2 protein-coding genes are annotated in these 684 nt (G+C 35.5%); both read left to right on the top strand.

All coding sequences use genetic code 11. The features are described from left to right. A partial coding sequence (locus EZH24_RS13085; protein ID WP_236847270.1) for a hypothetical protein occupies positions 1-437 on the top strand: 437 nt, incomplete at its 5' end. Positions 438-469: 32 nt separating this feature from the next. After that, a complete protein-coding gene (locus tag EZH24_RS14855) occupies positions 470-622 on the top strand; it encodes a hypothetical protein (RefSeq protein WP_170310888.1) in 153 nt (50 codons plus the stop codon). Positions 623-684 lie beyond the last annotated feature (62 nt).

Raw genomic sequence — 684 nt, 5'->3', positions numbered from 1 at the left:
TATTTACCTACATGGTCGTAGGAGCTTTAGTTATGGCTTTATCTATAAGCTGTAAATCGAACGAAGAGCCGCAAGAGACTGGGACGACTACCTCAAATCATCCTTCTCAAGGGACCTATAATAGTGTTCTTTATGGCACTGGCAGTAGCGCAACCGTTACAATAAACAATGACGGCACTTGCACCATAACGGGAACAGCTTATAATTATTTTGACACTAACGATGCCCAAACTTTTTCCATCACCATAACAACGTGGTATCAGTATTACAACGACCCCGTTGCTTACGCTGGTATTAACGGCTACGGAACTGAAAAATCTGAAGTGACTATTAATTCGCCTACTACAGATTATTTTATGGTTAAATACGATGGAAGATTGGATATAACTTTCGGACCTGACGGAAGATATATGACAGGCTATTTAACAAATCAGTAAATATTTTATTTTAAAAAAGTAGGTGAGAGAATATGGGTAAAAATCACAGCGCGGATATAAAAAATCCAAATAAAGGAACTTCTGGCACAAACAGAACCTATGACCAAAATCAAGGAAATAGAGGAAAACAACTGAATGTTAATTATCCTAATAACGCCAATAGTTCAAATAAGACTAAAAAATAATTTACAATATTTTTAGAATAAAACCGAGTTCTTTATCTTAATTGATTAAAGGCTCGGTTTTT

Source organism: Brachyspira catarrhinii (assembly GCF_005518285.1).
Lineage (GTDB): Bacteria > Spirochaetota > Brachyspiria > Brachyspirales > Brachyspiraceae > Brachyspira > Brachyspira catarrhinii.
Note: the sequence above shows the minus strand (reverse complement) of the source record. Positions and strands in the feature narration are given on the sequence as shown.

What these genes read in the sequence shown, in the direction of transcription:
- EZH24_RS14855 (WP_170310888.1), top strand. Translation starts at nt 470, where the DNA reads ATGGGTAAAAATCACAGCGCGGATATAAAAAATCCAAATAAAGGAACT.